The sequence below is a fragment of the Bradyrhizobium sp. SZCCHNS3016 genome (genome assembly GCF_032484535.1).
Taxonomy (GTDB): Bacteria; Pseudomonadota; Alphaproteobacteria; order Rhizobiales; family Xanthobacteraceae; genus Bradyrhizobium.
In genome coordinates, this window is the sequence record NZ_JAUETE010000004.1 from 244,206 (window position 1) to 271,193 (window position 26,988).

The 26,988-nt window shown below is 65.8% G+C and carries 25 protein-coding genes and 1 pseudogene; 12 read left to right on the forward strand and 14 right to left on the reverse strand.

Going from position 1 to position 26,988, the window contains the following annotated elements:
* Window positions 1-61 precede the first annotated feature (61 nt).
* The 5 genes from QW881_RS11010 to QW881_RS11030 all read right to left on the reverse strand — a co-directional run bounded on the left by QW881_RS11010 (window position 62) and on the right by QW881_RS11030 (window position 3,437).
* The gene (locus tag QW881_RS11010; protein WP_316158646.1) at window positions 62-805 is read right to left on the reverse strand and encodes a di-trans,poly-cis-decaprenylcistransferase; all 744 of its coding nucleotides are present in this window, start codon (window positions 803-805) and stop codon (window positions 62-64) included.
* A gap of 36 nt (window positions 806-841) precedes the next feature.
* Window positions 842-1,222 (reverse strand): transcriptional regulator, encoded by a 381-nt coding sequence (locus QW881_RS11015; RefSeq protein WP_315756774.1) that lies wholly within the window; start codon window positions 1,220-1,222, stop codon window positions 842-844.
* The gene (locus tag QW881_RS11020) at window positions 1,209-1,826 is read right to left on the reverse strand and encodes a hypothetical protein (RefSeq protein ID WP_315735485.1); all 618 of its coding nucleotides are present in this window, start codon (window positions 1,824-1,826) and stop codon (window positions 1,209-1,211) included. Before QW881_RS11020 ends, QW881_RS11015 begins: the two co-directional genes overlap by 14 nt.
* A 141-nt stretch (window positions 1,827-1,967) precedes the next feature.
* Window positions 1,968-2,261, reverse strand: a complete 294-nt coding sequence (locus QW881_RS11025; RefSeq protein WP_315756773.1) for a DUF3551 domain-containing protein — start codon at window positions 2,259-2,261, stop codon at window positions 1,968-1,970.
* 201 nt (window positions 2,262-2,462) lie between these two features.
* Window positions 2,463-3,437 carry a tripartite tricarboxylate transporter substrate binding protein gene (locus tag QW881_RS11030; protein ID WP_315756772.1) on the reverse strand — a complete coding sequence of 325 codons (975 nt, stop codon included), beginning with the start codon at window positions 3,435-3,437 and terminating at the stop codon, window positions 2,463-2,465.
* Between the two features lie 111 nt (window positions 3,438-3,548).
* Here QW881_RS11030 and QW881_RS11035 point away from each other — a divergent pair, with 111 nt between their 5' ends.
* Window positions 3,549-3,959: a VOC family protein gene (locus tag QW881_RS11035; RefSeq protein WP_315756771.1), complete on the forward strand. Its 411-nt coding sequence runs from the start codon at window positions 3,549-3,551 to the stop codon at window positions 3,957-3,959.
* 18 nt (window positions 3,960-3,977) lie between these two features.
* Here QW881_RS11035 and QW881_RS11040 read toward each other — a convergent pair whose 3' ends face one another.
* Together QW881_RS11040 and QW881_RS11045 are read right to left on the reverse strand one after the other, a co-directional pair.
* Window positions 3,978-5,306 (reverse strand): DUF2330 domain-containing protein, encoded by a 1,329-nt coding sequence (locus QW881_RS11040; RefSeq protein ID WP_315756770.1) that lies wholly within the window; start codon window positions 5,304-5,306, stop codon window positions 3,978-3,980.
* Window positions 5,303-6,127 carry an RnfABCDGE type electron transport complex subunit D gene (locus QW881_RS11045; protein WP_315756769.1) on the reverse strand — a complete coding sequence of 275 codons (825 nt, stop codon included), beginning with the start codon at window positions 6,125-6,127 and terminating at the stop codon, window positions 5,303-5,305. The genes QW881_RS11040 and QW881_RS11045 overlap by 4 nt, the downstream gene beginning before the upstream one ends.
* A 155-nt stretch (window positions 6,128-6,282) precedes the next feature.
* Between QW881_RS11045 and QW881_RS11050 the strand changes: the two genes are divergently transcribed.
* Window positions 6,283-7,857 (forward strand): AMP-binding protein, encoded by a 1,575-nt coding sequence (locus QW881_RS11050; protein WP_315756768.1) that lies wholly within the window; start codon window positions 6,283-6,285, stop codon window positions 7,855-7,857.
* Window positions 7,858-7,879: 22 nt separating this feature from the next.
* On the opposite strand, the gene QW881_RS11055 is transcribed toward QW881_RS11050, so the two are convergent.
* The 3 genes from QW881_RS11055 to QW881_RS11065 form a co-directional block, all read right to left on the reverse strand.
* Complete coding sequence (locus tag QW881_RS11055) at window positions 7,880-8,989, reverse strand: HD-GYP domain-containing protein (RefSeq protein WP_316158647.1); 1,110 nt, start codon at window positions 8,987-8,989, stop codon at window positions 7,880-7,882.
* A gap of 218 nt (window positions 8,990-9,207) precedes the next feature.
* Window positions 9,208-11,490 carry a xanthine dehydrogenase family protein molybdopterin-binding subunit gene (locus QW881_RS11060; protein ID WP_315758092.1) on the reverse strand — a complete coding sequence of 761 codons (2,283 nt, stop codon included), beginning with the start codon at window positions 11,488-11,490 and terminating at the stop codon, window positions 9,208-9,210.
* The gene (locus QW881_RS11065; protein WP_315758093.1) at window positions 11,487-11,975 is read right to left on the reverse strand and encodes a (2Fe-2S)-binding protein; all 489 of its coding nucleotides are present in this window, start codon (window positions 11,973-11,975) and stop codon (window positions 11,487-11,489) included. The genes QW881_RS11060 and QW881_RS11065 overlap by 4 nt, the downstream gene beginning before the upstream one ends.
* Before the next feature lie 299 nt (window positions 11,976-12,274).
* Here QW881_RS11065 and QW881_RS11070 point away from each other — a divergent pair, with 299 nt between their 5' ends.
* The gene (locus QW881_RS11070; protein ID WP_409997690.1) at window positions 12,275-12,589 is read left to right on the forward strand and encodes a hypothetical protein; all 315 of its coding nucleotides are present in this window, start codon (window positions 12,275-12,277) and stop codon (window positions 12,587-12,589) included.
* A 32-nt stretch (window positions 12,590-12,621) separates the two neighbouring features.
* Complete coding sequence (locus QW881_RS11075) at window positions 12,622-13,293, forward strand: dienelactone hydrolase family protein (RefSeq protein ID WP_315758095.1); 672 nt, start codon at window positions 12,622-12,624, stop codon at window positions 13,291-13,293.
* A 107-nt stretch (window positions 13,294-13,400) separates the two neighbouring features.
* Here the strand turns inward: QW881_RS11075 and QW881_RS11080 are convergent, their stop codons facing one another.
* The 3 genes from QW881_RS11080 to QW881_RS11090 form a co-directional block, all read right to left on the reverse strand.
* Entirely contained in the window at window positions 13,401-14,117 is a 717-nt protein-coding gene (locus tag QW881_RS11080; RefSeq protein WP_315735510.1) for a polysaccharide biosynthesis/export family protein, read from the reverse strand.
* A gap of 182 nt (window positions 14,118-14,299) precedes the next feature.
* Window positions 14,300-14,956 carry a peptide-methionine (S)-S-oxide reductase MsrA gene (msrA, locus tag QW881_RS11085; protein WP_315758096.1) on the reverse strand — a complete coding sequence of 219 codons (657 nt, stop codon included), beginning with the start codon at window positions 14,954-14,956 and terminating at the stop codon, window positions 14,300-14,302.
* 191 nt (window positions 14,957-15,147) lie between these two features.
* Window positions 15,148-15,465 carry a hypothetical protein gene (locus QW881_RS11090; RefSeq protein ID WP_315715027.1) on the reverse strand — a complete coding sequence of 106 codons (318 nt, stop codon included), beginning with the start codon at window positions 15,463-15,465 and terminating at the stop codon, window positions 15,148-15,150.
* A gap of 358 nt (window positions 15,466-15,823) precedes the next feature.
* Here QW881_RS11090 and rpsT point away from each other — a divergent pair, with 358 nt between their 5' ends.
* The gene (gene rpsT / locus QW881_RS11095) at window positions 15,824-16,090 is read left to right on the forward strand and encodes a 30S ribosomal protein S20 (protein WP_315715026.1); all 267 of its coding nucleotides are present in this window, start codon (window positions 15,824-15,826) and stop codon (window positions 16,088-16,090) included.
* Between the two features lie 539 nt (window positions 16,091-16,629).
* On the opposite strand, the gene QW881_RS11100 is transcribed toward rpsT, so the two are convergent.
* Entirely contained in the window at window positions 16,630-16,950 is a 321-nt protein-coding gene (locus QW881_RS11100; protein WP_315758097.1) for a hypothetical protein, read from the reverse strand.
* Window positions 16,951-17,439: 489 nt separating this feature from the next.
* Here QW881_RS11100 and dnaA point away from each other — a divergent pair, with 489 nt between their 5' ends.
* From dnaA to QW881_RS11135, 7 genes and pseudogenes are all read left to right on the forward strand, one after another.
* Window positions 17,440-18,879: a chromosomal replication initiator protein DnaA gene (gene dnaA, locus QW881_RS11105; protein ID WP_315735520.1), complete on the forward strand. Its 1,440-nt coding sequence runs from the start codon at window positions 17,440-17,442 to the stop codon at window positions 18,877-18,879.
* Between the two features lie 324 nt (window positions 18,880-19,203).
* Window positions 19,204-20,322: a DNA polymerase III subunit beta gene (dnaN, locus tag QW881_RS11110; RefSeq protein WP_315735522.1), complete on the forward strand. Its 1,119-nt coding sequence runs from the start codon at window positions 19,204-19,206 to the stop codon at window positions 20,320-20,322.
* 69 nt (window positions 20,323-20,391) lie between these two features.
* Window positions 20,392-20,678: pseudogene (locus QW881_RS11115) on the forward strand (GIY-YIG nuclease family protein).
* A 62-nt stretch (window positions 20,679-20,740) separates the two neighbouring features.
* The gene (recF, locus tag QW881_RS11120; protein WP_315758098.1) at window positions 20,741-21,877 is read left to right on the forward strand and encodes a DNA replication/repair protein RecF; all 1,137 of its coding nucleotides are present in this window, start codon (window positions 20,741-20,743) and stop codon (window positions 21,875-21,877) included.
* Between the two features lie 541 nt (window positions 21,878-22,418).
* Window positions 22,419-24,854 (forward strand): DNA topoisomerase (ATP-hydrolyzing) subunit B, encoded by a 2,436-nt coding sequence (gyrB, locus tag QW881_RS11125; RefSeq protein WP_315758099.1) that lies wholly within the window; start codon window positions 22,419-22,421, stop codon window positions 24,852-24,854.
* Window positions 24,855-25,027: 173 nt separating this feature from the next.
* Window positions 25,028-26,323 carry a UDP-N-acetylglucosamine 1-carboxyvinyltransferase gene (gene murA / locus QW881_RS11130; RefSeq protein WP_315715017.1) on the forward strand — a complete coding sequence of 432 codons (1,296 nt, stop codon included), beginning with the start codon at window positions 25,028-25,030 and terminating at the stop codon, window positions 26,321-26,323.
* 179 nt (window positions 26,324-26,502) lie between these two features.
* Window positions 26,503-26,982 (forward strand): DUF2867 domain-containing protein, encoded by a 480-nt coding sequence (locus QW881_RS11135; RefSeq protein ID WP_315758100.1) that lies wholly within the window; start codon window positions 26,503-26,505, stop codon window positions 26,980-26,982.
* Window positions 26,983-26,988: the final 6 nt, after the last annotated feature.

The window sequence follows — 26,988 nt, forward strand, 5'->3', positions numbered from 1 at the left end:
CTCTGCGCTCGTGCTGCAAGCGGTAGATGATTCCCCGATGTGCGGAAAGATTGCGTCGGCGTCAGGAGACCGGTGCCGGCGCCAGCGGCACCGCCTCGAGGCCGCCGAAGCGACGCTCGCGGCCGCGGAACGAGGCGAGCGCCTGCGCCAGATCTGCGGCATCGAAATCGGGCCACATCCGCTGGGTGAAATGCAGCTCGGCATAGGCGCCTTCCCAGAGCAGGAAATCGGACAGGCGCTGCTCGCCCGAGGTGCGGATGATCAGGTCGACGTCGCGCAAGCCGGCTTCGCCCGTCACGAGGTCGGAGAACGCCGCACGCGTCAGGCCGTCGATCTCGCGGGCCTTCGCTGCGGCCTCGAGGATCGCGTCGCGCGCCGAGTAGTCGACGGCGATGCGCAGGTGCAGGGTGCTGCCATTGCGGGTTGCCGCTTCGGCCCGGCCGATGGCGTCGGCGATGCCGCCGGGCAGCCGGTCGCGGCGGCCGATCACGGTGAGGCGGACGCCGTTGCGCACCAGCGACTCCACCTCGCTGGCGAGATAGACCCGCAACAGCGCCATCAAGGCGGCGACCTCGGCCCGCGGGCGTCGCCAATTGTCGCTGGAGAACGCATACAGCGTCAGCGTCCCGATGCCCTGGTCGGGCGCGGCTTCGACGACGCGACGGATCGCCTCGACGCCCGCCTCGTGCCCGCGCAGCCGCGACAGGCCCTTGCGCGTCGCCCAGCGGCCGTTGCCGTCCATGATGATGCCGACATGCAGGCCATCCGACACAGCAGGCGATTTCGGTTGCAGACTACTTTGCATTGCAAAGCTCCAGGTCAAAAAAATGCGATGCGCGATTCAGACGCGGCCGGGGATCAGGCCGACCGACGATGGCGTATGCTCCTTGCCGGCAGCGGTCGCGGCGTCGCGGACGAGGCGCTCGAGCACGGCGAGATAATCGAGGAAGCGACGGCGTCCCGCCTTGGTCAGCCGACAAGTGGTGTGAGGGCGATTGCCCTCATAGCCCTTGGTGACCTCGACGAGGCCCGCCTCCTGCAGCACCTGCAGGTGCCGCGACAGATTGCCGTCGGTCAGTCCGCAGAGTTGCTTGAGGTCGGCAAAAGCGAGACCCTTGGGGTGCGCCATCAGCGAGGTGAGCAGGCCGAGCCGGGCCTTCTCGTGGATGACGCGATCGAGGCCGTCATAGGAGAACGGCGCGCTGCCGTCAGTCTTCGACATCGGACTCTCCGGTCGCAAAATACAGAATGCCCGCCATCAGCCCCTGTCCGATCGCGAACGGAAGCCCCATCGTCCATGGCGACAGCGCATGCGTGGCGCTACCCACCAGCAGCACCGCGAAGCCGGCCAGGAAATAGAACGCCCCGGCCAGCGCCACCGTGCGCGGCAGCGAGCGCACCGACGCAAACACGCCGAGCGACATCAGGATCTGCCACAGGCCCGGCAGCATCCACAGCGCCTCCGGCGCGAACTTCCACAAGAGCACCGCGAGCAGCACGCCAGCGATGCCGGCCGGCAGGAACTGCTCGACCGCCTGGTGGATCATCGCGTCGGCAAGGCCGGAATGATGCCGGCGCGACCGCGCCCGCATCTCGAACCAGATCATCGTCAGCGAGACACAGGCTGCCGCCGCCCATCCGAGCAGGAACGTCCACGCGTCCGCCGTCGGATCGCGCAGAAACAGCTGCTGAAGCAGTGCCGTGACCAGCGCAACGGCCGAGGTCGCGGCCATCGTCGCCGGCCCGTAGCCGCGAAATGCCGTGCCCGCCGCAAGCTGGCTGCGGATCGCAATGATGTCCGCCAGCGCCTTGTCGAGGTCGCGCATGTCTCACCTGAAGCCGGGACCGGCTCGTTCAACTTTGCAATACAAAGTATATACGAACGCAAAGTCGATGCAAGCCCGCGCGAACCCGGAGCGCGCCTGCGTCAGCCGATCGGCCGCGCGTGCCGAGTTCGGTCGAGGGTGTCAGTAATACGAATAGCGGTGCACGCGGCGCGGCGGCGGCATGTCGACATAGACCGAGGGGCCGCGGCGGGCAGGATCGAACGCGACGCGCGGATTGATGCCACAGCCTGCATTGCGCCCGGAGGCGCTCGCCCGGCACTGCTCGAAGGTGTGATAGGAGCAGTCGCCGGGGTAACCAACGCCTCGGCCCTGCACGCACCAGGGATAGTCGTAGCCGCCTGCGGAGGCCGGCGCGGCGCCGCCACCAAGTGCAATGCCGACGAGGCCGGCTGCCATCATCATCACCTTGCGCATGATCTGTTCCTCTTCTGGCCGGACGGTTGCACCACACCGGCATGGTCAAAAAACGACAAATCGGCGGAACGGATCACCAACCAAGGCAGTGACGTGTCGCATGCGCGGCACGCCGCCTTCAGCCCTCTACTCCCGTCTGGCGGGCCGGCGCCTCATCGAGAACATGTTGCGGCGGCCGACCAGCGATTGCGTCGCTTCGTCCTATTCGACCTTCAGGCCGGCGAACTCGACGACCTTCTTCCACTTCTCGGTCTCGGCGACGATCTGGGCGCCGAACTGCTCCGGCGACTGGATCAGCGGCTCGCCGCCGAGGTCGACCAGACGCGCCTTGATCTCTGGCTCGGCCAGGATGACGTTGACCTGCTTGTTGAGCTTCTCGATGATCTCCTTGGGCGTGTTCTTCGGCGCGCCGATGCCGAACAGCGCGCTCGCCTCGTAGCCGGGCACGGTCTCGGCGACGGCCTGGACGTCCGGCAATTGCGGCGAACGCTGCTGGGTGGTGACGCCGAGCGCCCGCAACGAGCCGGAGCGGATGTGCTGGATGATGGAGGGCATGTTGTCGAAGATGACCTGCACCTGGCCGCCGAGCATGTCGGTGATTGCGGGCGCCGCGCCGCGATAGGGCACGTGCTGCATCTTGGTGCCGGTCATCGCCATGAACATCTCGCCCGACAGATGCACCGAGGTGCCGTTGCCGGACGAGGCCATGTTCACCTTGCCGGGGTTCTCCTTCAGGTAAGCGATGAACTCGGCGACGTTCTTGGCCCCGATGTCCTTGTTGACGGTCATCACGTTGGGGACGCGGTTGAGCGAGGCCACCGGCGCGATATCGCGAACGAAATTGAACTTCAGGTTGGTGTAGAGGCTCGCATTGATGTAGTTGGCCGGATTGACCAGCAGCACGGTGTAGCCGTCGGCCGCCGCGTTCACGACGGCATCGGTGCCGATATTATTGCCGGCGCCCGGCTTGTTCTCGACGATGAACTGCTGACCGAGCGTCTCGGACAGCCGCTGGCCGATCAGCCGCGCCAGGATGTCGGTCGCGCCACCCGGAGGATAACCCACCACGAAGCGGACCGGACGGGTGGGATAGTCGGCCGCGGACGCTTTGCCAACGGCAGCGATGGACGGGACGGCGGAGGCGATCAGACCAAGCGCGGTACGACGTGAAATCATGCGTTTCCTCAGGCATCATCGTTGAGCGGCGGCTAACGAGCCGCCGGGATCGAATGTAACAGAGTGCCGCGATGGCGGCGAGATCGATATCCAATCAGGAGGGAAGAGCCCATGCCGATCAAGGTCGATGCGCTCGATCATCTGGTCATCAATGTCGCCGACGTCGACCGCACGACGGCGTGGTACCAACAGGTGCTGGGCATGACGGTCCAGGTGTTCGATCCCGGACAAGGCAAGGCGAGGCGCACGTCGTTGCTGTTCGGGAACCAGAAGATCAACGTGCGACCGAAGGACGCGGACAAGGTCGACTGGTTCACGGCCCACCATGTGGCGGCCGGCAGCGACGACCTCTGTTTCCTCACCACCAGCACCCCAGACGAGGTGGTGGCGCATCTCACGGCGCTCGGCATCGTCGTCGAGCAGGGTCCGGTCGCCAAGCAGGGCGCACGCGGCACCCTGCGCTCGGTATATTGCCGCGACCCCGACGGCAGCCTGATCGAGATCTCCTCGTATCAGGATTGAGCCGAGGTCGCGCCGAGGTCATTTCGTCACGGTCTCGCCGCTCTTGTCCATTTTCGCGACGATCTCGCTGCGCGACCACCCGGTCAGTTGCGCGAGATCCGTGGCCTGCTTGGCGAAACGTGCGGCGAGACTGTCCCGGTAGGTCTTCGCCGCGGCACAGGACGCTTCACCCCGCCAGGGGTGGTGCTGGACATAGCGGCCCTGGAAATTGCTGCGGTCCTTGGTCTCGGCGAAGACGATGTCCTCGGGGAAGGATGTCGCATCGTAGCGCACGTGCAGCCGGGTCACGAAGGCATTGGCTCCGGCCGCGCCCCGGCGGAGGCTGAAGGCGGTGTCATCGTCGCTGCCGATCCAGCGCGCGCCGAGCTCGACCAGCTCCTTGTTGCTCATCGGATCGGCGGCGCAGGGATCGCACCACGCCATGTCCCAGGCATATTCGACGAACACTGCCTGCATGTTCTCGCGCGCGACGGCCCGCTCAAACAGCGTCTTGTAGAACGGCCCGAACTCGTCCTTCACATAGAGCGGGACATCGATATCGGATGGGATCTTCACCGTGCGATAATTGGCCGCCTCGATGCGGCCACTCCTGGTGAGCGCATAGATGATCAGGTCCTGCGGTCCCCTGGCGTTGACCGTGCCGAGCCGCAGCGGCACCATGAACTTGGGACTCTGGTACCGCACCTGCAACGGCCGCAGGGTGCCGTTGCCGATGTTCTTCATCCGCTCGACATTGACCTTGGCCACGAAGAACCGCATGCCCTGCCTGATATAGCTGCCGAGCACCGCGTCCGCGCCCTGCGGAATGCGATAATTGTTGTCGGTCAGCCAGCGCGTCAGCCCGTCGCTCTCCTGCGCCGACAGGATCAGCACGTCGTATTCGGCGACGTCGTAGCTTGCCTCGACGGTGACGCCATAGTTCCGCCGGGCCATCTCGTGGACAGCGCCTGTCATCATCGGCGCCGCCGCCATCGCCCGCGCCGCAACGACGACCGGCGCACATGGATCGGCGTCATGATATTCGACCAGCCGCGGCGCGGTGTATTTGTCGAGATGGTCGATGGTCTTCGGCTCGACCACGCCGATCTGCTTGCGCTCGATGAAGGTCGGCACGGGAACGACGACCGCGAACTCCTTCACGTCGCCCTCGAAGTCGCTGGCCATCGTGATCGCCGTCTGCTCGGCGTCGCGGGCCAGCACGACCTTCGATGACTGGTTGAACAGCTTCGCGTCGGCCTGGGCGACATAGAAGCCGCAAAAGGCATTCGCGGGCGCCATCGCTGCGTTCGCCAGGATCGCGGTGGCCGCGACGCCGGTGCGGAAGAGCTTGCTGTAACGCAGGATCATGTCGAACCTCCTTCGGGAACGGACGAACGCCAGGAAAAGCGGGTCTCAGGGACGAGTCGGTCGAGCAGCAGCGTGAGCGGCGACAGCGCGATCAGCGACACGTAGAGCGCCGGCCGCATCTGCAGGACGAAGGTGAGGTAGTACGCCGCGACCGCAACGCTCAGCGCGAACAGCAGCCGGCCGACGCGCGAGTCCGGCGAGGTGCGCGGGTCGGAGATCATGAAGAAAGTGAAGATCAGCAGCGAGCCGCTCTGCAGCTGATGCACGGGGATCGCCAGGGGATCGCCGAGCCAGGCAGCGCGCAGCAGCAGGAGCGCGGCGTGACTTGCGAAGAAATACACCGCGATATCCACCCGGCGGGATGCACTGAGCACCAGGATCGCGAAGAGGCCGGCGAGGCTTGCGAACCAGATCTCCGTGCCCCATTGGCCGGGCGAGATCCACACGTCCTTGGAGGTGAACAGCAGCACCACGATGGCAAGCCCTGCCGGGTTGAAGACATGCTTGCCGTCGATGCGCAGCACGAATTTCGAGCCGATCGCGATCATTGCCGCCGCCGCATGCAGCCACAGCGCATCGGCGCGCAACAGCAGGCTGAGCGACAGGCCGGTGATCAATGGTGACTTGAGATCGAGCGGCGCGCCGGAGATGCGGCAGCAGGCCGCCTGCGTGAGCAGCGCCGCCGCGACCGCGATCACGCTCGCTGCGGGACGCGCGCCGAAATCGATCACGGCGAAATTGATCGCGAGCAGCGTCGCCAATGCCGCGATCTGGAAATAGCGGGCATCGGGCAGCCGCCATGGTCGTGGCTCGGCCTGCATGCAAACCTCCGGGCGTGTCTTGCCGCGCCATTGGTCGGCCGCAGACGGAGACGGGTTCAATCCCGATTTGATCGCGACGACGCGAGGTGGCAAAAGATGACGACAAGAACGAAGCGGCCGGAGACGGGCCGCACGCAATAACGACGGGAGCGAAGATGAACGGAACGACGATGGCAGCGGGCACCGTGACGCCGTTCGACGGCATGGACGTGCCCTGGCTGTTGAAGCTGCGCAGCGAGACCCGGCGCGATCATCCGTTCCTGATCTCCGCGCCGTTCGATGCACCGGCACGCCGCTGGACCTATGGCGAGTTTCACGAACGTGTCGGCGCCTTGGCGGCCGGTCTGGTCAAGCGCGGCGCCAAGCCTGGCGATGCCATGCTGATCCATCTCGACAATTGCATCGAGGCAATGCTTGCCTGGTTTGCCTGCGTCGAGCTGGGCGCGCTCGCCGTCACCACCAACACGCGCTCGGCGGCCGCCGAGATGAGTTATTTCGCCGGGCATTGCCGTGCGGTGGCGGCGATCACCCAGCCGGCCTATGCCGAGATGATCGCGGCGCACTGCCGCGATCTCAAGTGGATGGCCGTGATCTCGCACGATCCGGGTCAGGCGGAGGCGTCGGACGTCGGGCGAGGCGAGCGCTTCGAATCCCTGTTTGCCGACAGCGCCGACCGACCGCGCCGTCCGGCCGATCCGCTGGCGCCATGCAGCGTGCAATATACCTCGGGCACGACGTCTCGGCCGAAGGCGGTGCTGTGGACGCATGCCAACGCGCTATGGGGCGCCAAGGTCAACGCCGCTCATGAAGACCTGCATCAGGGCGACGTGCACCAGACCTATTTGCCGCTGTTCCACACCAACGCGCTGGCCTACTCGATGCTGGCAACGCTCTGGGTCGGCGCGACCTGCGTGATTCAGCCGCGCTTCTCGGCGAGCCGCTTCTGGAGCGTGGCGCTCGAGCATGGCTGCACCTGGACCTCGACCATCCCGTTCTGCATGAAGGCGCTGCTCGACCAGGAGGTGCCGAAGCATCACAAATTCCGGCTATGGGGCACGGCGGTGTCCGAGCCGCCCGCCTTCGCCAAGTTCGGCATCAAGATCATCGGCTGGTGGGGCATGACCGAGACCATCACCCACGGCATCGTCGGCGAGGTCGACCAGCCGAACGCGCCGATGTCGATCGGCCGCGCCGCGCCGGAATACACCATCCGCATCACCGACGATGACGGCCGGCCGACCGAGGTCGGCGCCACCGGCAATCTCGCCATCAAGGGCGTTCCCGGCCTGTCGCTGTTCGCTGAATATCTCTACAACGCCGAAGCGACGCGCACGAGCTTCGATGCCGACGGCTTCTTCCTGACCGGCGATCGCGTCACGCGCCTGCCCGACGGCTTCATCAAGTTCGGCGACCGCACCAAGGACATGCTCAAGGTCGGCGGCGAGAACGTCGCGGCGTCCGAGATCGAGCAGGTGATCATCACGGTACCCGGCGTGCGCGAGACCGCCGTCGTCGCCAAGAAGCATCCGATGCTGGACGAGGTGCCGGTTGCGTTCGTCATCCCGCAGGCCGGGGTCGCGCGCGAGGAGCTGCCCGAGAAGGTGCTGGCCGCCTGCCGCGCCGGCCTCGCCGACTTCAAGGTGCCGCGCGAGGTGAAGCTGGTCGACGAGATGCCACGCTCGACCCTGGAGAAAGTCGCAAAGGCCGAGCTGCGCAAGTTGCTGGATTGAACCGGGCTTACGACACGCGGTCCTAATGCGCGCCCATCGCGACCGGGCGAAACGCCTGCAGCAGCTGCTGGTCGAGCTTCGGGCCCATGTTTTCCATGATCTGAAACGCGCGCGCATGCGTGAAGGCCGGTCGATAGGCGCGGTGCTCGATCAGCGCGGCATAGATGTCGACGATCGTGGTGAGGCGCACGATGTCGCTGATCTGCTCGTTGTGCAGCGCGTCGGGATAGCCGGAACCGTCGAGGAACTCGTGGTGATGCAGGATCACGTCGAGCATCTCCGGCGGGAAGCCGCCCTGCCGCCACAGCGCCTCGTAGCCGCGGCGCGGATGCTGGCGCAGCAGCGCGATCTCCTCCGCCGTCAGCTTGCCCTGCTTGTCGAGGACGGCGACCGGAATGAACGCCTTGCCGACGTCGTGCAGCAGCGCCGCGCGGACCAGCCGGCGCTGGTCGTCGTCGCGCATGCCCAGATGAATCGAGAAGCCGACCGCGAGGCCGGTCACGAACAGGCAATGCCGATAGGTGTCGTTGTGATGGCAGCCGACCACGGTCATCCACTCGCGCAGCGAGGAGTGCTTGATCGCCTTCAGGATCTTGTTCTCGGCCGCGACGATGTCCTCCATCGTCAACTGGGCGCCGGCGGGCAGCTTCTCGAAGATCTTGACCATGACGGCCTGCGCCGCCTCGACGCCGCGATTGAGCAGCTTGCCGCGATCGGTCTCGTCATAGCCGTCGTCGGCGGGAAGCGCCGAGCGGATGCGCTGCAGCACGTCGGCGGGGCTGAACGGACGCGCGATGGTGTCGGTGGCGCCCAGCGCCCATGCCTGCATGGTGGCGTGGTGCAGCGCCTCGGCGAGCACGAACAGGCGGGGCACCTCGCTATAGGCGCGCGACGAGAGCTTCTTGCGCACCCGCTGCACGCTCTCCGGCGAGCGCAGGTTGATGTCGACGATGACGCCGGAGAAGCGGTTGCCGGGGTTCTCGGGGATCTCGGTGGTCGGCATCATGTCGACATCGCCGACCGAGCGCAGGATGCGCGCCAGCTCGCTGCTCTGGTCACCGCGATCCGACGCGAGCAGGAGATGGCGCCTGGTCGCGGTCTGGGTCACGGTCTGCTTGGCTGTCGCGCTCATACGTGCTCGCCCCCTGCGGTTTGCTGCCCATGCAAGTTACCGGCATACGGGTTCGTCGCGGCTTAAGCCGATCATTCAAGCTGTATCGTTTCAGGTGAGCGAGACGTTAAGGGAATCGTTCAAATCGTGCGGCGCGGGGATGTGACTGCAGCGCAAAAAGCAACCGCCGGAGACGGGCTCCGGCGGTTCCCAGATACAGCGATGGTCTCGCGGCGACGCTACGCCTTCATCGCCGCCTTGACCGCTGCGGCGGTGATCGGCAGCGAGCGCAGCCGCGCGCCGCAGGCGTTGTAGATGGCGTTGCCGAGCGCCGGCGCGACCACCGTCACCGCGGGCTCGCCGACGCCGGTCGCCTTCTCGCCATTGGCGATGACGGCGATCGCGACCTCCGGCACCTGACTCATCCTCAGCGGCTTGTAGCTGTCGAAGTTGGTCTGCTCGATGCCGCCATCCTTCAAGGTCGCCTTCTCGTACATCGCCAGCGACAGGCCCCACAGCGCCGCGCCCTCGACCTGGGCGCGGATGTTGTCGGGATGCACCTGCGTGCCGACGTCGGTTGCCACCGTGAGCTTCTTCACCGTGACCTCGCCCGATGGTGCGACCGCGACATGGGCGACGCACGCCGTCCAGCTCGCGGTCGCCCGCTCCTGCGACGACACGCAGGACACGCCCATGCCCTCGCCCTTCGGCAGCTTCCTGGCGCCATAGCCGGACAGGCCCATCGCGGCCAGCAGCGTGTTGCGCAGCCGCTGCGCGCCGCCGTCGTTCTTGCCCTTGCCGTCGAGCAGCGCGATGCGGAACTGCGCCGGGTCCTGCCCCGAGGCCACCGCGATCTCGTCGATCATGCTCTCGACCGCCCAGAACGTCCAACCCGGCGCCACCGAACGGAGTTGTCCCGATGGCGTCGCATTATGCGCGAGCTCGTTCTTGATCGCGCGCACGTGATGGTTGGGCACCGTGTAGAAGAAGTCGGCACCGTTGACCGTGAAGGAGTCGAGCGGCCCTTTCTTGTCGACCGAGGGCGACAGGAAGTCGGGGATGCCCCAGCGCGCCGTCGGCCACGCCGAGACGACGTCATGGCTCAGGGCGATGAGCTTACCATTGCTGTCGAGGCCCGCCTTGACCTTCTGGTAGGTGAGCGGCCGCGAGTAGTCCATCGTCATGTCGTTCTCGCGGGAGTAGATCACCTTGACCGGCTTGCCGACCGCCTTGGCCGCCTGCACCGCCGGCACCATCATGTCGGCATCGAGCCTGCGGCCGAAGCCGCCGCCGAGCCAGGCCTGGTGCATCACGACGTATTTCGGATCGATCCCGGCCGCAGCCGCCGCGATCGCGCCGGAACGGGTCGCGAACTGATTGCCGGTGTAGATGTGCAGGATGTCACCCTTGAACTCGGCGGTCGCGTTCATCGGCTCCAGCGGCGCATGGATGTTGATGCTGGTGGTGTACTCCGCCTCCAGCACCTTGGCCGCGCCCGACATCGCTGCAACTGGATCACCGTCCTTGACGAAGAACTGCCCGGCATCGTCCTGCGCCTGCAGCCGCATCGCCTCGGTGATGATGGTGTCGGTGCTGACATTGGCATACGGGCCCTTGTCGTAGCTGATCTTGAGCGCGTCCGCCGCCTTTCTGGCGTTAGCATAGGTGTTGGCGACCGCGACCACCCAGCCCGAGGTCGAGCCGGTCTTGTCGTCGAGCGTCACTGCCTTGATGAAGCCCGGCACCTTCTTGGCCTCGGAGTCGTCGACCGCCGTGACCGTCGCGCCGAAGCGCACCGGCGGCGTGACGACCTTGCCGTAGACCATGCCCGGCAGCATCGTATCGATGCCATATTTCGCCGTGCCGTTGGTCTTGGAGGGGATGTCGAGCTGTGGCACCGAGACGCCGATCATCGTGTACTGGTCGGGCGTCTTGAGCGTCAGCGCCTTCAACTCGTCGGCTGAGAAGCTCTTGGTGATCTTGCCGCTCTTGACGATCTCGGCATAGGTCATCTGCTTCTTCGATTTCGGATGCATGACAACGCTGTCGCGCACCACGAGCTCCTTTGCCGGCACGCCCATCGCGGTCGCGGCCGCTTCGGTGAGCGCGATGCGGCCGGCCGCGCCGGCGCGGCTCATGGCGTCGAAGTTCATCATCGTGCTCCAGCTGCCGCCGGTGATCTGGGCGCCGAGCACGGGATCGTTGTACTTCGGATCGTTGGAGGCGAGTTGGACCCGCATGTCCTTCCAGGCGGCGCCGAGCTCCTCGCAGACGATCTGCGCCATGGTAGACGCAATGTGCTGGCCCATGTCGGCCTTGCCGCAGGTCACGGTCACGATGCCATCCGGCGCAATCGCGTACCACACGCTGGGCTCGAAGTTCGCAGGTGCCGCTGCTGCGAGTGCGCTGTCGGCGAGGCCGGCATAGCCGAGCACGAGGCCGGAGGCGGCGGTACCGACCAGGAAGGAGCGGCGGCTGAGATCGGGGGCCATCGACGGCGCTGCTTTCACGTGCTGGTTCATGTCGCCCTCCGGTCGCTCGTGTTGGACGCGGTGCGCATCTCGGACGCGGCGCGCAGGATCGCCTTCTGGATCCGCGAATAGGTCATGCAGCGGCAGAGATTGCCGTCCATATGCGCGACGATCTCCTCCTTGGTCGGGCTCGTGGTCTTGGCGAGCAGCGAGGCCGCCTGCATGATCTGGCCGGACTGGCAGTAGCCGCATTGCGGCACCTGCTCGGCGATCCACGCCTTCTGCAACGGATGATCGCCCTTCTGCGACAGCCCCTCGATGGTGGTGACCTTCTTGTTCGCGACGTCGCCGACCATGGTCTGGCACGAGCGCACCGCCTCGCCGTTGACATGAACGGTGCAGGCTCCGCACAGCCCGGCGCCGCAGCCGAACTTGGTGCCGGTCATCTGCAACTGCTCGCGGATGACCCATAGCAGCGGCGTGTCATGCGCCGCGTCGACGGACATGGTCCGCCCGTTGATGGTGAGATTGGGCATTTGGTTTCTTCCCCGCCCGGCGTGCGACTTCGCTTAGGGCGAAGTTCGGTTTTATCGATTCACTGGGACCCACCGGATAGATGCCAGCCATCATAAGAATGATCGCGTTGCCACGACGACGCAACGGGATTTGAGCGCCGGCTTGCGAATTGAATTGGCATTTTACGTTGTGCAGCGCGAACGATGCTGGGCTGATGGCGCCGGGCACGCTAGGAAGAGGTGCAGCCAACGCCGACAGCGAAAGGAGATTTCAGCCCATGAGACCATCCGCACGTATGACGCTGTGCCTGGCTGCGGCCATGCTGCCGAGCCTGTCGGCCGTTCCCCCTGCCGCGGCAGGGCAGACGCTGGGCGTCGCCGACGCGCCTTTCACGGCGACGTCATCCAACGTCACGCCGCTTGCCTTCGGCATGGATGTCGGTGAGACATCGCGCGTGCTGGAGCAGCCGTTGATCTATCTGAACGGCACGCCCGGCAACGAGACCTTTCTGGCACTGCGTAATCTCGGCGGCAGCGGACTGGTCTCGCACCATCACCGCCTCTACCTGAAGTTCCGCAGGGGACGGCTGACCGGCTGGAAAGAGGACTACGGCACCAACTGGATGTGGCGCTGACACGCGCCTGACGACCGCAAAGAGGACAGAACGTGGGACAAGACATCAAGCTGACGGCATCTGATGGCTTCCAGTTCGGCGCCTACCGCGCCGATCCGACCGGAACTGCAAAGGGCGCGCTGGTCGTCATCCAGGAGATATTCGGTGTCAACCATCACATCCGCAACGTCTGCGACCGCCTCGCCGCCGAGGGTTACGTTGCGATCGCGCCGGCGATCTTCGACCGCGTCGAGCCCGGCTTCACCTCAGGCTATTCGCCCGACGAGATCGCGGTCGCGCGCAAGTTCGTCGCCAATCCGGATTGGGCGGCCTTTTTGCGCGACACCCAGGCCGCAATCGACGTCGTGAAGAATGTCGGGCCGGTCGGCATCATCGGCTTCTGCCTCGGCGGCAGCATCGCCTATGCGGCTGCGACCAAGCTGTCGGGCCTCCGCGCCGCTGTCGGCTATTATGGCGGCGCTGTCGCGCGGTTCGCCGACGACAAGCCGACGGTGCCGACTCAGCTGCATTTCGGTGAGAAGGACGCGGGCATTCCCTTGAGCGACGTCGAGACCATCAAGGCCAAGCGGCCGGACGTCGAGATCTTCATCTACCCCGGCGCCCAGCACGGCTTCGGTTGCGACGAGCGCGCCAGCTACGACCAGCCGAGCGCTGACCTCGCCTGGACGCGCAGCCTGGCGTTCTTTGCCCAGCATCTGCGCTGATCACCGCACCACCGTCATTGCGAGGAGCGAAGCGACGAAAGAAGAGGGGGGGGGCGCATCGTTCTGCGCCACGCGTCATCGCGAGCGTGCAGCGATTCCTATGGAGGTCAGAACCAGCGCTCGCCGACCTGGATGGTGTCGCCCGGCTTGAGCGAGGTGCCGAGCGGCACCTCGTAGCGCGCGGCGCCGGAAGCATCGGTGTGGGTCAGGGTGACGACGTCGCGCCGCGCCCGCGGCGAGAAGCCGCCGGCAATCGCGATCGCGCTCTCGACCGTCATGTTGGGAACGTAAGGATACTGGCCGGGCGCCTGCACCTCGCCGAGGATGAAGAACGGGCGATAGGCTTCGATCTCGACCGCCACCGAGGGCTCGCGGATGTAGCCGTTGCGCAGCTTGGCGGTGATCTCGGCGGCAAGGCCGGCGGTGGTGCGGCCGCGCGCCGGTACGCTGCCGATCAGCGGCATCGTGATCGATCCGGACGCATCAATCGCATAGGTGTTGGTCAGACCCTCCTGGCCGTAGACGACGACGCGCAGCTTGTCGCCGGCATCGAGATGATAGGCGGAGTCGCGGCGCGTCGGCGCATAGCCGGCGGGAACGACATAGGCGTCTGCGCGGGTGGCGGCAGCGAACGAGTTGCGCAACGTAGGGATCGCTCCACCCTGCCCGGTGGCGGCAACCGGGCCAGTGGAAGGCGTTCCATAGGCCATCGCGTCGAGATCGCTCTGCGGCTGGACGGCAGCGACGGGGGAGATCGTCTGCATGCAGCCCGACAACAGGATCGCGGACAGGACGGTAATGACCGGAACAAACAACGCGCGCACTCGAACAATCCTTGAATGAGGATGTGCGCTAGTCATGCGCGGTTAAGGTTAACAAACCGTTGGCGCGTGTAGTCCCCCCGTCGCAAACGGGCCGCGGTGAAAGCGGCCCGGAAAAAAATCCCCCTCCCACGGCGTGGGAGAGGGATCCGATGGTCACGGTGATCGGGCGCGCTCGGCCCGGCCTATGCGCTCACGCCGACACCGATCGGGCACGCGACGCCAGTGCCGCCGAGGCCGCAATATCCGGCCGGATTCTTGGCCAGGTACTGCTGGTGATAATCCTCGGCGAAATAGAACGGCCCCGCCGGGACGATCTCGGTCGTAATCGCTCCGAGCCCCTTGGCGCGCAGCGCCGACTCGTAGGCCGCCTTCGACGCCTCGGCCGCCTCGCGCTGCGCATCGCTGAACGTGTAGATCGCTGAGCGATATTGCGTGCCGACGTCGTTGCCCTGACGCATGCCCTGGGTCGGGTCGTGGCTCTCCCAGAACGTCTTCAAGAGGCGCTCGTAGGACATGATCTTGGGATCGAACACCACCAGCACGACCTCCGTGTGCGCCGTCTGCCCCGAGCACACCTCCTCGTAGGTCGGATTCGGCGTATGGCCTCCGGCATAGCCGACGGCGGTGACGTGGATGCCGTCACCGAGCTGCCAGAACTTGCGCTCCGCGCCCCAGAAGCAGCCGAGCCCGAACACGGCCTGCTCGAGGCTGTCCGGATAGGGCGGCAACAGGCGGCGACCGTTGACGAAATGCGTCGCGGCGGTCGGGATCGGCAGGGCGCGGCCGGGCAGCGCCTCGGCGGCAGACGGCATGGCAGGGGCTTTGCGCATGAAGAACATGGGATGTCTCCGCTCATGGCCAGCGCCCGCGGGACGGCCCACGGCGCGATGACCTCTTGTCAGGGGAATATATAGGGCTCTACGGGACGAGCAGTAGCGCCGTTACGCCGCACGCCGCGCCAGCGGTTCCCGCGTCACGCTCCGAGCGGAATCCAGTACTGTTGCCGGCGCGGCGAGACGAACCGCCGCGCTCAGTCGCGTCCATAGCCGATCAGCGGCTTGCGCGGCCGGAACAGCAGCATCAGCAGGATTCCGAGCAGGCCAAGCACCGCAAACACCGGCTGGTCCAAAAACACCTTGACGATCCACTCCCACAAGAACGGGGCCTTGGCCTCGATCCAGGCCTTGAAGGCGGCTTGGCTCGCCTGGTGGACGTCGTTCCAGAGCTGGCCGAACCGGGTGAACTGCAGGGTCTGGTCGGCCACCCAGCGCGCGCCGTCATAGACCAGGAAGATGAAGCTTCCGGCCAGCAGCAACAGCCCCACCAGACGGAAAAAACCGCGGATCATGCCTCACCTGCCCTCTCTCGCACGCCCTCTCGGACAGCAAGGCCATAGCGGGGGCCCCGCAGAAATTCAACCTCGTCAGGGGCTTAGAACCGGGTTTTGGCCGATTCCAGCCGCGGCGGGGCGCTCCGAGACCGTTGACGCTCGCCAGGGCTGCCCCTATAAGGTCGCCAATGGCGGTGGGCGCAATCCCGCCGCCGCTGTTCTTTGAGCAGCGCCGATCCGCCGAGCAACTGCTCCGGTCATGGCATTCTCAGAGAGGCGTCCGAACAACCCACCGCGTCGATGGGGCCGCGTCAAGCGGGCCGCGCGCGTACCCGCAAGAGCGGCGACTGCTCGCCGCCGAAGGATATTTGAGAGCATGGCCAACACGACTTCCGCGAAGAAAGCGACGCGCAAGATTGCCCGCCGCACCATCATCAACAAGTCGCGCCGCACCCAGATGCGCGGCGCGGTTCGCTCCGTCGAGGACGCGATCAAGAAGGGCGATCGCGACGCCGCGCTGAAGGCGATGGCCAATGCCGAGCCGCAGCTGATGCGCGCCGCGCAGCGCAACATCATTCACAAGAACAACGCGAGCCGCAAAGTGTCGCGTCTCACGCATCAGATCGCCAAGCTCGCGAAGTGACGCGATCGCGCGGCTGACGAACTATCAAGATGCAAACAGCCCGGCTCGCGCCGGGCTTTTCTTTTGTGCCATCTTCAATTGCGCGTTCCGCTGTCGCGCATCCCTCCATCGCTCGCCGCGCCTTCTCCATTTGATGGTCACATCTTGATGGTGATATCGCATCGCGAATACGATCTTCGCGCGTGGTGGAACCCGCGCGATGTCGTGCGCGCCTGACACAGGTTCCGTCGGAACTACGTGAAGTTCCGTATTTTTACGCAGTGACAATATTGTCTCATCTGAAACGGCTGCGAATCTGCGCGCCGCGCTTGCGCATCGCTGTCAAGAGCGCGCGATGCGCCGCTCACTTTGCGCACCGCGCATCGCGGGAGTTACCCGCTTCGAGCAATCGCGAAAAACATCGTTTCGAAAATGACTTAAGTGCATAGCGCGACCAAGTGATTGGAAAAGCGGGTGAGGCCGGTCGAAACATAAAAAAATTATGAAGAAATTTTGGGCAGACGATGTTGTTTGTCACATCCGAGATTCCTCGCGATGATTCAAAACGTTGCTTTCTTAACGCGCAACACCGCGTCGCAACCGCCGCGAAGACTCGTAACGCGTGCTCCGATCTTATGGATTGCGAGTCCCGACGCATCGTGTATTTCTTTAATCACTCGCGGCGCCCACGATCTTGAGACCAGCGCGGTTTTAGAAACGGGGCGGACGTGCAAATCGGCGGCGGTGTGCGCGTTGGCGACGCTTTCCAAAGCGATGGCCGGATCTGTACCCATAGCAATATGGGGAACGACTGAACTTTGTCGAAATTTCTCGGGCGCAGCATCATCGTTGCGCCGCTTTGAACAAGAGAGATACGACATCGGTCGACCCGGCTGAAGCTCGTGGCGGCTTCGCTCACCGAGTGGACAAGTTGGACGGGATGTACGGCGGTGCGGCTGAATCTTGGGGTTCAGGCGCGGCGGCATTGGGATGACAACTTGCCGTGAGCAATCACGGCAGGGCGGGGAGGTTGCATGTTTTACGGACACATTGCGGGCACACACCATAGGCTGGTTCCGGATAACGCACCCTTGGCGGTCAACACTGAAGTGATCGACATCTCCAGCCCGGCCATTGCCAGCACGGCAATCGGCCCTCCCGCGTCCATCGCGCATCTGAGTATGCGCTGACCTCGCGGAGAAGCTTCTTCCACCAGCATTGATGGCCCGACGGCGTCCGCGCCGAACGGCGAGCCATGTCTGGAGTTGAGCCTCCGCTCGAGGTCTCGCTGCGGCACACGTGTCCTTTCACGGGACGTCTGCCCGGCGATCACACGACACCACCACTCAATTCGAAAAGTTGCGACTGCCATGACAAATTCGGAACAGGATCGCTGGTCTCGCGTGAAGGGTCGGCTGCGCTCGACCGTCGGCGAGGACGTCTATACGAGCTGGTTTGCCCGCATGGACCTCGAGGCCGTTCAGAACGAAAGCGTCCATCTGTCGGTGCCGACGCGTTTCCTGAAAAGCTGGATCCAGGCGCATTACGCCGAGCGCGTGCTGTCGTGCTGGCAGGCCGAGATGCCGGAGGTGCACCGCATCGATCTGTCCGTTCGCACCGCAATGCGCTGCGCGACGCCGGTCAAGGAAGCCCCCGTCGCCGTCGAAGCCCGCCGGGCCGAGCGCAACGACAACCGGCCGGCGACGAGCGCCGACACGCGAACTGCGTCGGCTGCGGCTTCGCTCGCCACGAGCCATGACGCGCTCGGCGGCTCGCCGCTCGATCCGCGGCTGACCTTCGCGAGCTTCGTCGTCGGCCGCGCCAACACGCTGGCCCATGCCGCAGCGCGCCAGGTCGCCGACGGCCGCCGCGGCGATCCCGTGATGTTCAACCCACTCTACATTCATGCCGGCGTCGGGCTGGGCAAGACGCATCTGCTGCAGGCCGTCACCTGGGCCGGCAATGCCGGCGGCGAGCGCAAGGTGCTGTACCTGACCGCCGAGAAATTCATGTACGGCTTCGTCGCGGCGCTGAAATCGCAGACCGCGCTGGCCTTCAAGGAAGCGCTGCGCGGCATCGACGTGCTCGTGATCGACGACCTGCAGTTTCTGCAGGGCAAATCGACCCAGGCCGAGTTCTGCCACACGCTGAACGCGCTGATCGATGCGGGACGTCAGGTGGTGATCGCCGCCGACCGGCCGCCGTCCGACCTCGAAAGCCTCGATGATCGCGTCCGCTCGCGGCTTGCCGGCGGCCTCGTCGTGGAGATGGGCTCGCTCGGCGAGGATCTGCGCCTCGGCATTCTCAAGTCGCGCGTCGCCGCGGCCCGCGCGCATCATGCGAGCTTCGACGTGCCGGAGCCGGTGCTCGACTATCTCGCCCGCTCGATCACCCATAACGGCCGCGATCTCGAAGGCGCGATCAACCGCCTGCTGGCGCATTCCAAGCTCAACAACCAGCCGGTCACGCTCGACATGGCCGAGCGCGAGGTGCGCGACCTGGTGCGGCCGCAGGAACCGAAGCGCATCAAGATCGAAGACATCCAGCGCGTCGTGGCGCGGCAATACAACGTCAGCCGCTCCGACCTGTTGTCGTCGCGCCGCACCGCCAACGTGGTGCGTCCGCGCCAGGTCGCGATGTACCTTGCCAAGACGCTGACCCTGCGCTCGCTGCCCGAGATCGGCCGCCGCTTCGGCGGACGCGATCACACCACCGTGCTGCATGCGGTGCGCAAGATCGAAGCGCTGGTCGGCAAGGACATCGCGCTGAACGACGAGGTCGAGTCGCTCAAGCGCCAGTTGCAGGACTAGACGGCACGCACGGCCAGGGGAGCGGACAGAAGGTTCGCCCCCAGCCGGGCCGTTGTCCCCGGCCTTTCGACGCTGTCCTCGGACGTCATGCTCGGACGTCGTTCTCGGACCCGGCCTGCGGATCGCGGAAGCACCTGCCGAAACGTGGGAAATCGGCCCGCCATCCCTTGCGCTCGGGCCTCATCCGCGCCACTTTACGCCTCCCCCTCACGCTCCTGGACGCTGGCCAAGCGCCGTTCGGGCGCGAGGTGCCATCGGCCGCGGCGCTGCTCAGCCCGCCGGCATTCCAGGACAAGCTTAGTTGGAACGGGCGGGTATAGTGCAATGAAGGTGACCGTCGAACGCGCACAGCTCCTGAAGTCGCTGGGCCACGTCCATCGTGTGGTCGAGCGGCGCAACACCATCCCGATCCTGGGTAACGTGCTGGTCCGCGCCGAGAATGCCCGGCTGTCGCTGCGCGCGACCGATCTCGATCTCGAAGTGACGGAAACCCTGGCCGCCGAGACTGCCACCGCGGGCTCAACCACCGTTCCGGCGCACATGTTCTACGACATCGTCCGCAAGCTGCCGGACGGCTCGCAGATCGTGCTGGAGAGCGACGGCGAGCGCGCAGTGCTCGCGATCCGCGCCGGCCGCTCCAAGTTCACCTTGCAGACCCTGCCGGAGAGCGACTTCCCGGATCTCGCCGCAGGCGACATGACGCATGCGTTCGGGGTTCCCGCCAAGGACGTCAAGAGCCTGATCGACCGCACGCAGTTCGCGATCTCCACCGAGGAGACGCGCTATTACCTGAACGGCATCTATCTGCACGCCGGCGGCACCGCCAAGCAGCCGACCCTGCGCGCGGTTGCAACCGACGGCCACCGCCTCGCCCAGGTCGACCTGCCCCAGCCTGCCGGCGCCGCCGAGATGCCGGGCGTGATCGTGCCGCGCAAGACCGTGGGCGAGGTGCAGCGGCTGATCGAGGACAATGACAGCGAGATCAGGATCGAGCTGTCGCAGGGCAAGATCCGGTTCACGCTGGGACAGGTGGTGCTGACCTCGAAGCTGATCGACGGCACCTTCCCGGATTACGGCCGCGTCATTCCGCAGAACAACGACAAGGAGCTGGTCGTCGACAAGGCCGATTTCGCCGCCGCCGTCGACCGCGTCTCCACCATTTCCTCCGAGCGCGGCCGCGCCGTGAAGCTCGCGCTCTCCCCCGGCAAGCTGGTGCTCTCCGTCACCAACCCGGATTCCGGCAGCGCGACCGAAGAGCTCGAGGTCGAGTACGCCTCGGACGCGCTCGATATCGGCTTCAACTCGCGCTATCTGCTCGACATCGCCGCGCAGATCGAGGGCGAGGTCGCCGTGCTCCGCCTCGCCGATCCGGGCTCGCCGACCCTGATCCAGGACCGCGACAACCGCAACGCGCTGTATGTGCTGATGCCGATGCGGGTGTGAGGCGAGACTGCTGCGAGATCGAGTTTAACCCGTCATGGCCGGGCTTGACCCGGCCATCCATCCTTACAAATGGCCTACTGGGTTTACATTCTCGCGAGCAAGCCGGGCGGCACGCTGTATGTCGGCGTAACCAATGATCTCGTCCGGCGCGTCTATGAGCACCGCGAAGGTCTCGCCGAGAGCTTTACGCGCCGCTATGGCATCAAGCGCCTCGTCTACTTCGAGACGCATGAAACAATCGCGGCGGCGCTGCAGCGTGAGAAGAATATCGAGCACTGGTCGCGTGAATGGAAGATCGACCTGATCGTCGCGAGCAATCCTGACTGCGCGATCTATATGATGAAATAGTCCGCTGACGCGGACGATGGATTGCCGGGTCAAGCCCGGCAATGACGAATCAAGGTCCCAGCTCCTCCCGATGACCCCCTCCCGCATCAACCGCCTCGCGCTGACGCATTTCCGCAGCTATCGCGCTGCCAGCGTCAGCGTGCAGGCGGACATGGTCGCGCTGGTCGGGGCCAACGGCGCCGGCAAGACCAATTGCCTGGAGGCGATCTCGTTCTTCGCGCCGGGCCGCGGCCTGCGCCGTGCCACCCTGGAGGACGTCGCCGACAACCAGGGCGACGGGTCCTGGGCGGTCTCGGCGGAGGTCGAGGGCGCGCTGGGGCTGACGACCTTCGGCACCGGCATCGAGCCGCCGCGCAGTGATGCGAGCACCACGCGCCGCTGCCGCATCGACCGCGAGCCGGTCGGCTCGGCGGCCGCCTTCGGCGATCACATCCGCATGGTGTGGCTGACGCCGGCGATGGACGGCCTGTTCATGGGCGCGGCATCGGAGCGACGGCGCTTCTTCGACCGCCTGGTGCTGGCGATCGACAGCGCGCATTCGAGCCGGGTGTCGGCGCTGGAGCGCTCGTTGCGCTCGCGCAACCGGCTGCTCGAGGTCCGCAATTTCGACGACCATTGGTGTGACGCCATCGAGCGCGAGACTGCGGAGCTCGCGGTCGCCGTCGCTGCCAGCCGCGGCCAGACCGCGGTGAAGCTCGCTGCGATGCTGCGTCAGCGCGGTGCTGCCTCCGCGTTCCCGTCCGCCGAGATTGCGCTCGACGGCTGGATGGAGAATGCGCTGCTGACCGAACCCGCGCTCGCGGTGGAGGACCGCTATCGCGCTGTCCTGCGCGACAATCGCGCGCGCGATGCCGCCGCCGGCCGCACGCTCGACGGTCCGCATCTGACCGATCTCCATGTCGTCTATGCGCCGAAGAACATGCCGGCGCGCGACGCGTCGACCGGCGAGCAGAAGGCGCTGCTGATCGGTCTCATCCTTGCGCATGCGACGCTCGTGGCCGAGACCACCGGCATCGTGCCGATGCTGCTGCTCGACGAGATCGTCGCCCATCTCGATCCCGGCCGCCGCACCGCCTTGTTCGCCGAGCTGGGCACGCTCGGTGCCCAGGTATGGCTGACCGGCGCCGATCCCGCGGCGTTCGCCGAACTACGCGAGCTCGGCGAGATCTTCGACGTCGAGGCGGGGCGGATCAGCGCGCGGCGGTAACTCGCTCCGCCGCTGAACCTGTCAGTTCGCCGGTTGAAGGAGCTGTCGTTGGACGGCAGGCACCTGCCGGCGCCCAAGCGCTCGGCGACGAGCCCCACATCCCTGCCGAGACCCAGAGCGAAGCCCGTGCCCGGCAAGGTCGGCGACTGAAGATCGCCCGGCGGCCCGCCGTGAGCGACACGCTGGAGCTCGCCGCCGGAGATGCCTGGGCCTGATGGTTGGCCCTGGTGGCACCGCCCTGCCGCTACCGCTCTACTGAGGAGGCGCCTGCCGCGTCACGCGTGACTCGTTCCCTGAATCGCACACGAAAGCGCCCCGCCGCGCGCCTCAAAACCAGCCGCGAGAAGGGCCTGAATCCGGCTTTCGGAGGGGACGAAAACGACCTTCGCCAGGCCTTGAAAAACCGTTAAAAAGCGCTATCTCTTCAATGTCTTACGAAGTACCACTTTGCGCTAGGCGCGTGGCTTCTTTCGTGAGAGAAAGAGCGCTCTCGGCATGCGATCTGCGATGCCGATTCGACCACCCCTTCCGAAGGCCCCACATGACCGAACCCGCCCGGCAAACTATCGCCGACAACGAGCCTGCAACCGCGAACGAATACGGCGCAGAATCGATCCGGGTGTTGAAGGGCCTGGATGCCGTGCGCAAGCGCCCGGGCATGTATATCGGCGATACCGACGACGGCTCCGGCCTCCATCACATGGTCTACGAGGTCGTCGACAACGCGATCGACGAGGCGCTGGCCGGTCACGCCACTGCGGTCGAGGTGGTGCTCAATCCGGACAATTCGGTCACCGTGCGCGACGACGGCCGCGGCATTCCGGTCGACATCCACAAGGGCGAAGGCGTGTCCGCCGCCGAGGTCATCATGACCCAGCTACATGCCGGCGGAAAGTTCGATCAGAACTCCTACAAGGTGTCCGGCGGTCTGCATGGCGTCGGCGTCTCCGTGGTCAACGCGCTGTCGAGCAAGCTGCAGCTTCGGGTCTGGCGCGACGACAAGGAGCATCTCATCGAGTTCGCCCATGGCGACGCGATTGCGCCGCTGAAGGTGGTCGGCGAGGCCAAGGGCAAGCGCGGCACCGAGGTGACGTTCCTCGCCTCGACGGAGACGTTCAAGAACGTCGAATACGACTACGCCACGCTCGAGCATCGCCTGCGCGAGCTCGCCTTCCTCAATTCCGGCGTCAACATCGTGCTCTCCGACATGCGCCACGCGGTCGAGAAGCGCGAAGAGATGCGCTACGACGGCGGCGTCGAGGAGTTCGTCAAATATCTCGACCGCAACAAGAAAGCGATCGTCCCGGCACCGATCATGGTGCGCTCGGAGGTCAACGGCATCACCGTGGAAGCGGCGCTGTGGTGGAACGACAGCTATCATGAGAACGTGCTGTGCTTCACCAACAACATTCCGCAGCGTGACGGCGGCACGCATCTCGCCGGTTTCCGCGGCGCGCTGACGCGCCAGGTCAACGGCTACGCCGAGGCCAATGCGAAGAAGGAAAAGATCGCGCTGACCGGCGACGACTGTCGCGAGGGTCTCACCGCCGTTCTTTCCGTGAAGGTGCCGGATCCGAAATTCTCGTCGCAGACCAAGGACAAGCTGGTGTCCTCGGAGGTGCGGCCCGTGGTCGAGAACGTGTTGAACGAGGCGCTCGCCGCCTGGTTCGAGGAGCATCCGGGCGAGGCCAAGACGATCGTCGGCAAGGTGATCCAGGCCGCGGCGGCACGCGAAGCCGCGCGCAAGGCGCGCGAGCTGACCCGCAAGAGCCCGCTCAGCGTCTCCTCGCTGCCCGGCAAGCTCGCCGACTGCCAGGAGAAGGATCCGGCCAAGTCGGAGCTGTTCATCGTCGAGGGCGACTCGGCCGGCGGCAGCGCCAAGCAGGGCCGCAACCGCGAGTTCCAGGCGGTGCTGCCGCTGCGCGGCAAGATCCTCAATGTCGAGCGCGTGCGCCCGGACAAGATGCTGTCGAGCGAGCAGATCGGCACCCTGATCACCGCGCTCGGCACCGGCATCAGCGACGAGTTCTCGATCGACAAGCTGCGCTATCACAAGATCATCGTGATGACGGACGCCGACGTCGACGGCGCCCACATCCGCACGCTGCTGCTGACCTTCTTCTACCGGCAGATGCGCGAGATCATCGATCGCGGCCACCTCTACATCGCCCAGCCGCCGCTCTACAAAGTGACGCGCGGCAAGTCCGAGCAGTACCTGAAGGACGAGCGCGCGCTCGAGGACTACCTGATCGGCACCGGCCTCGACGATTGCGTGTTCAAGACGGCGGAAGGCGAGGAGCGCAAGGGCCGCGACCTCCTGGCGCTGGTCGAGGAAGCGCGTCTCGTCCGCAACATCCTACGCAACCTGCACACGCGCTACGACCGCAAGGTCGTCGAGCAGGCCGCGATCGCCGGCGTCCTGCGCCCCGACATCACCCGCGATATCCCGACGGCGGACGCCGCGGCCGCCTACATCGCAAAACGGCTCGACGTGCTGGCCGACGAGGTCGAGCGCGGCTGGATCGGCCACTTCGTCGAGGGCCAGGGCTTCACCTTCGAGCGCACCGTGCGGGGTGTCAAGGACGTCGCAGTCATCGACGACGCATTGCTCGCGTCCGTCGATGCCCGCAAGCTGGACGAATATGCGGCCCGCCTGCAGGAGGCCTATGCGAAGCCCGGCGCCTTGCGCCGTGGCGACGTCCAGACCGTGATCCATGGCCCGGTCGATTTGTTCGAGGCGGTCACCGATGCCGGCCGCAAGGGCATCAACATGCAGCGTTACAAAGGCCTCGGCGAGATGAACCCGCAACAGCTCTGGGAGACCACGCTCGACACCGACGCGCGCACCCTGCTGCAGGTGAAGGTCAAGGAGGTCGACGAGGCCGACGACATCTTCACCAAGTTGATGGGCGACGTGGTCGAGCCGCGCCGCGAGTTCATCCAGGACAACTCGCTTTCGGCGAACGTGGACGTGTAGTCGCGACGTCCAGCCCGAGGATACCTCGCACTGGCGCGATAGACGACTAGGCGTACCCTGAGTCTGCGGAGCAGTGGCCTGCCCGTCCCTTCCGTGTTAATTCCGTTGAAGATCGATGTTCCGCTTTCGCCGGTCCCCGAGCGAATCACCATCTCAGAACGGACTTTTCGCGCATGGCGCCCATTCAATACATCGTCGAGGGGGGTCACCGGCTCAAGGGCGCGATCGAGCCGTCCGGCAACAAGAACGCCGCGCTGCCTATCATCGCCGCCGCGCTGCTGACCGAGCATCCGGTCACGCTCGACAACGTGCCGCGCATTCGCGACACCGAGACGCTGGTCGAGCTGGTGCGCTCGGTCGGCGCCTCCGCCGAATGGCGCGGCCGGAACAGGCTCACGATCCATGCCAAGGAGATCCGCGCCGCGGACCTCGATCCGGACCTCTGCGCGCGCATCCGCGCGTCGATCCTGCTGGCAGGGCCCCTGCTCGCCCGCTGCGGCGAAGTGGCGCTGCCGCCGCCAGGCGGCGACGTCATCGGCCGCCGCCGGCTCGACACCCATTTCCTCGCCTTCGAGCAGCTCGGCGCCACCGTCACCGCGACCGACAAGATCGAGCTGCGCGCCTCCGGTCTCAAGGGCGCCGACGTCTTCCTCGACGAGCCCAGCGTCACCGCGACCGAGAACGCGCTGGTGGCGGCGGTGGCCGCCCACGGCACGACTTACTTGCGCAACGCCGCCTCCGAGCCGCACGTGCAGGACCTTGCGCATTTCCTGGTGGCGCTCGGGGCCAACATCGAGGGCATCGGCACCAACACGATGGTGATTCATGGCGCCAGCACGCTGGGCCAGGCGAGCTACTCGATCCAGCCCGATCACATCGAGGTCGGCTCGCTGATCGGCCTTGCCGCCGTAACGCGCTCTCCCTTACGCATCGTGCGCGCCGGCACCGAGCATCTACGCTCGATCCGCATGGGTTTCGAGCGGCTCGGCATCGTCTGCGAGGTTGCCGGCGACGATCTCATCGTGCCCTCGGAGCAGACGCTGCGGATCAAGGACGATTTCGGCGGCCACGTGCCGAAGCTGGAGGACCAGCCCTGGCCGGCCTTTCCCGCCGACCTGATGTCGATCGCACTCGTCACCGCCACGCAATGCGAGGGCGTGATCCTGATGTTCGAGAAGATGTTCGAGTCGCGGATGTTCTTCGTCGACAAGCTGATCTCGATGGGCGCGCGCATCGTGCTGTGCGACCCGCACCGCGCCATCGTCGCCGGCCCGAGCCGCCTGCGCGGCGCCCGCGTCGTCTCCCCCGACATCCGCGCCGGCATGGCCATGCTGCTGGCCGCGCTGTGCGCCGAGGGGACCTCGTATATCGACAATGCCGACCAGATCGAGCGCGGCTACGAGCGCATCGACGAGCGGCTGAATGCGCTGGGCGCCAAGATCACGCGCGTGCCGGAACGCGGGCGGTAGCGCTATTCACGCAGCATTTCTCCGACGTCGTTGCGAGCGAAGCACGAAGCGAAGCAATGACGAATGACCGGCCGTAGCGCTATGCCATTCGCGCGCTGGCTTCGCGAACATGAGCGTGCGATGATGCTCCGCATCGCGCACAGCGCGGTCACAACCGTGACATGTGAGGCTCACTGCACATGGCCATCAGCGAGATCACTCCCAACATCGACCGTACCAGATGGCTCGCGGGCGCGGAGTTCGCCGATGCCTTTCGCATCACGATTGACGAGCCGGACATCGATGCCCGCACGGCGGCCGAGCGCATGCTCGGCCACGCGCCTTGGTGGATGGCGGCGCTCCTGAAGCTTCGCAACCTGCTGGTCAGGCCCTTCGGTCTGAAGACCTCGGGCGCGGACCCAGACAACCCACGTCCTCTGATCGGGATGTTTCCGGTCGTCGACGAAACGCCGGCACGGCTCGTGCTCGGCTTCGACGACAAGCATCTGGACTTTCGCGTCCTGGTCGACGTCTCCTCTCATCGCGCCACGTCGCAGGTGACAGCGACCACTTTGGTGCAGACCCACAACGTTCTCGGCCGCGTCTATCTCACCGTCATCAAGCCGTTTCACCGCCTCGTCGTGAAAGCGATGCTCCGGCAGGTCGCGGCGCCCGCCTGATCTCGC